Origin of the sequence: Bacteroides pyogenes, from assembly GCF_014196225.1 — a bacterium.
Lineage (GTDB): Bacteria > Bacteroidota > Bacteroidia > Bacteroidales > Bacteroidaceae > Bacteroides > Bacteroides pyogenes_A.
This window is the reverse complement of sequence record NZ_JACIDI010000004.1, coordinates 237,644-242,523: the sequence shown is the minus strand read 5'-3', so window position 1 is coordinate 242,523 and position 4,880 is coordinate 237,644. Positions and strand designations below refer to the sequence as shown.

General features: G+C 48.1%; 4 protein-coding genes. All 4 read left to right on the top strand.

Annotation, left to right across the window (positions count from 1 at the left end):
• Nucleotides 1–1,609: 1,609 nt before the first annotated feature.
• Nucleotides 1,610–2,449 (top strand): CvfB family protein, encoded by an 840-nt coding sequence (locus tag GGR07_RS04350; RefSeq protein ID WP_021646094.1) that lies wholly within the window; start codon nt 1,610–1,612, stop codon nt 2,447–2,449.
• A 113-nt stretch (nt 2,450–2,562) separates the two neighbouring features.
• A complete protein-coding gene (locus GGR07_RS04345) occupies nt 2,563–3,255 on the top strand; it encodes a DUF4476 domain-containing protein (protein WP_021646093.1) in 693 nt (230 codons plus the stop codon).
• 15 nt (nt 3,256–3,270) lie between these two features.
• On the top strand, nt 3,271–3,945 hold the full coding sequence (locus GGR07_RS04340) for a DUF4476 domain-containing protein (protein ID WP_021646092.1): 675 nt from the start codon (nt 3,271–3,273) through the stop codon (nt 3,943–3,945).
• Nucleotides 3,946–3,982: 37 nt separating this feature from the next.
• On the top strand, nt 3,983–4,880 hold an 898-nt coding region (locus GGR07_RS04335), incomplete at its 3' end, for a hypothetical protein (RefSeq protein ID WP_260168116.1).

Below are 4,880 nucleotides of genomic sequence, written 5' to 3'. Positions count from 1 at the left end.
AGCGGGTGCAAAAGTAGAAACTTTTAAAACAACATCCAAATATAAAAAAGAGTTTTTCAAAAGAAAATGCAGAAGAAAAACATAAGAGACTAAGGAGCAGGAAGATGAGAAAGGACATGAAAGAAAGCCAAGCGGGGGACTGTTGGGATGATTCGGAAAAACAAAGATACGCATCAGGAAGGAAATGAAAGTTTGAATCGGGATACTCGTTCTCAATCTGCAGTTCAGGCACTAAGTTTCTTTCCGGGGTGACCAATACCTTCTTATACGAGCGGCAATGGTAGCTCCTCTCGCAGTTCAGGCACTAAGTTTCTTTCCGGAGTGACCAATACCTTCTGATGCGGGCGGCAGTGGTAGCTCCTCTCGCAGTTCAGGCACTAAGTTTCCTTCCGGAGTGACCAATACCTTCTTATACGAGCGGCAGTGGTAACTCCTCTCGCAGTTCAGGCACTAAGTTTCCTTCCGGGGTGACCAATACCGCTTTACAGCAAAGTCCTCTATAAACGGTTGTGCGATTTATAGAGAGCTTATGTTTTTGATATGCTTTATTGCCTGACAAGGGTTCACGCCATAAGGCGGCATATAGTTGCTTTCCCTGAACCCGCACCTTTCCTATGCCCATAAATAAAGCTTTCAAATCACATAAACGGAAACACTTACTACAGATGCCTACCGCCAACTTGGACATAAATGAAGTCTCCAAATCACATAAACGGGAACTCTGATTTGCATAAATGAAGCCTCTAAACCGCATAAGCCGAGCCTCTGATTTGTATCAGGCTATCGAAAATTTTAGAAAAGGAGAGCAATAAGTCAAACTTCCAAATGACGGAACCAATGATTCATTCCGAGGGGAAAAACGGTCTTTCTTAAAAACGATTTTCTCCATCGGAATAAGCAAAACAACCTCGCCATACTTGACAATATGACTTTTGTTGGCATCGACATGGCGTTTCACATGGACCAAAGCAAGCTCGCCATCATGCCGTAGAAGATGGTGCAGGGGTGCCTATATGTTTGACATACGGCAAAACAACCGCATAACGATTGACAATCTGACTTACGGTAGCACCGGCAAGAGGTTTCACAGACAGCAAAGAAACCCTGCCATACGGCCTGCAAACATCTCAGACATTCCATCCCTATTGAAGGAAAGCAAGCGGCATACGATTGACGATGTCCGGCGCAAAAGAGAATCGGTGACGCATACAAAAGAAAAGCAAGTATATCACACACATGATTGTTACACGGAAAAGCTTTTACTCGAAGAAGAAAAGAGACGAAAAGCAAGTACATCACACACATGATTGGCTCTGCGAAAAGCAGGCATAGCACATACCGAATATGCGTGAAGGCATTACACCTTTTTCATTCCAACCGCAAGCTTTTCCTTTTAACCGCCAATACGTCTGACGGACGTGCACCATTCGTCTTTCGTCTGCGTTTTATTCGTCTCCCGTTCGACAGACGAATAAAACACAGACGAAAGACGAATTAGTTCTACTGCAAAAACTCTTGACGATTACCACACAAAAGGTTAGCAATGCAGCTTTGAAGTATTCGCAAAATAGTTTACCTTTGTCTCCTATATAATCAATTGAATAAAAGTATGAACATCGAATTAGGAAGGTTCAATGAACTGGAGGTCGTGAAGCAGGTAGACTTCGGCATGTACCTCGACGGCGGAGAAGAGGGGGAGATACTGCTGCCTGCACGCTACGTGCCCGAAGGCTGCAAGGTGGGAGATCGGTTAAACGTATTCTTATATCTCGACATGGACGAACGGCTGGTCGCAACCACGCTCACGCCGCTGGTGCAAGTGGGGCAGTTCGCTTATCTGGAAGTAGCGTGGGTGAACCAGTTCGGCGCATTCCTGAATTGGGGACTGATGAAAGACCTGTTCGTACCCTTCGGCGAGCAGAAGATGAAAATGCAGGTGGGACGGAAGTACATGATCCACGCCCACTTGGACGAAGAAAGCTACCGCATCGTGGCTTCCGCCAAGGTAGAGCGATACCTCTCGAAAGAGATGCCGGAGTATCAGCCGGGCGAAGAGGTGGAGATACTCATCTGGCAAAAGACCGATCTGGGATACAAAGCCATCATCGAACACAAGCACAGCGGGCTGCTATACGAGAACGAGGTATTCACCACGCTCGAGGCGGGGAGGAAGATGAGGGCTTTCGTGAAGCAAGTACGCGACGACGGCAAAATAGACCTGATGCTCCAAAAACCCGGCTTGGGGAAAGTAGACGACTTCGCAAAAACGCTGCTGGAGTACATCAGGGAGAACGGCGGGCGGGTAGCGCTGAATGACAAAAGCCCGGCAGACGAGATATACGAAACGTTCGGCGTGAGCAAGAAAACCTTTAAAAAAGGAGTAGGCGATTTGTACAAGAAGCGGCTGATCAGCCTGCAGGAAGACGGCATCACATTAGCGGAACCCTAAACGGAATAGGGAAATCCCTACGGACGAATAGAGAGAATCATTGGGGTGGGGAGTTTCCTCACCCTATTTTTGTGATGTAAATTATAAACAACTTCATTAAAACTCAATATATTATGCGCAGACTTATTCTAAATCTCATTTTCCTGCTGGCTGCCATCTCGCTGAAAGCGCAGCCGCTGAACGGGATACGCATCAACGGAGGAGAAACGCCCATACTCGTTTACTTCGGAGGAAACCAGATGTGCATGCCTACCACAACCTGCTTTGTCACCAACCTGAAAAGAGGATACTACACCGTAGAGGTCTTCTCCACCCGCTACACCCGTACGGGCGAACGAGTATGGAAAGGGAGAAAGCTGTTTCACGAACGCATCTATTTCAATGGCATGGAAGTAAAAGATATTTTTGTGGGAAGCGACCCGAATCCCTATCCGGATTTTCCCCGCCAACGGGAAGAATACGACCGAAGCGACTACGACATCGGCTATGAACCGTATTACGGGCGAATCATGAGTCCGAAGCTGTTCGATACCTTTTATAATAAGGTAAAGAGCGAACCTTTCGATTCGGACCGGATGACGATGATTCAAACCGCCATAACCTCGTCTTACTTCACATCCGCCCAATGCTTGCGCCTGACGAAGCTCTACACCTTCGACGACGAGAGAATGAAAATCATGAAGATAATGTATCCCCGCATCGTGGACAAAGAGGCTTTCTTCACTGTAATCAGCACATTGACCTTTTCTTCCAACAAAGATGAAATGAACAGTTTCGTAAGAACGTACCGGGAAAACCGACGTTAACCCATATAATTAGAAATGATGAAAAAGTTATCTTTCGCCTTGCTTCTGGCACTCATGTTATCGAACAGCGCCTGCTCCGTGTCCCAATACTTGTCGGGACAGATGATTTCGGGCGTTCAGCAGGGAATGACCCCTGCCGAAGTACGCAGCATATTCAAATCGGAACCCCACTTCCGCCGTTTCGACGGTAATATGGAAGAGTGGGAGTACCGCAAATTTTCGCCGCTCAGCGATGTGGGATGGTCTATCATACTCATCCAGTTTACAGACGGACGCGTATCGGGGATGGACTCGTTCAAAGACAGAAGCATGAATCTCGATAATGCCACGCTCACAAGACCTTCGCCCACAGTCATAAGTACCATCGACAACTTCCCGCCGGTGAGACACTCTTTCGACCGCGAAAGGACAATGGATGGTTTCGAGTTCCGGAAGTTGCTCGACAACGTCAAATACTCTTCCACGAACGAGAAAAAAAGACTCATAGAAACGGCCTTGCAACAGTATGACTTCACCTCGAAGCAAGCCAAAGAGTTAGTCGAACAAATCTCTTTCACTTCCGACCAAAAGGAAATGATGATAAAGATATATCCTTATATAACAGATAAACAAAACTTCGAAGCGGTGATCGGCATCTTGAGCTTCGGCTCCGACAGAGAAGAAGTACGCAAAGCACTCAGACTTCGATAACAAAGTTAAACCTAAACACACATAGGAGAGCAACGCTATGAAACGAATACTAATTTTATTCATTGCCATCGGGCTGACGGCCGGAACAACCGCCATGGCCTCGATGAGCGTTGGCAAGGTACGCAAAGAAACGCGCTTCCTTACCGACAAGATGGCCTACGAATTGCACCTGAGCACTTCGCAGTACAACGACGTGTATGAAATCAACTACGACTTCATATACTCCCTGCGCAACATCATGAAATACGTATCCGACGGTTCCGAATGGGCATTGGACGATTACTACGAAGCGCTGGATATCCGCAACGACGACCTCCGCTGGGTATTGAGCGAATCGCAGTACCGCCGGTTCCTGAGTGCCGAGTACTTTTACCGCCCGGTCTATTTTTCAGGCAGGAGATGGAGTTTCCGCGTGTATGCCAACTACCCCGACCGCTCTTTATTTTATTACGGCGAACCTTACCATTACCGTACTTATTGCGGCGCCCACTACCGCCCTTACTTTCACCATGCAAGCTACTACCGGGGCAGGTACGATTTGAAACACTACCCCACCCCCTACCGTATCCGCGAGCAACGCGTGTTCCATTCGTACCGCCATTCGGACTTCGGATCAATACGCTTCCGCTCGAACACCTCCATCCGCCCGCACAACGCACCGACGAGACGAAGTGTCTACGTGCGGTCAGACAGATCGGACAGGGATGAAAGGTCGTACAGCCGTTCGCGCGGGAATCAAGACTATAACGACTTCACTCCCCACAGGAGGAGGATCGGCAGGAGCGAGAACGATTTCAGACAGCACTCCGTCGAACGATCGGAACGGTCGAGAACAGAAAGCAGCCGTAGCAACTCCACAGAGCGAGCAACGGAAGACAGGAACGGCAGACACGCCTCACGCAGGGAAAGTACCCGAAGAAGCGTGGAAAGCGATG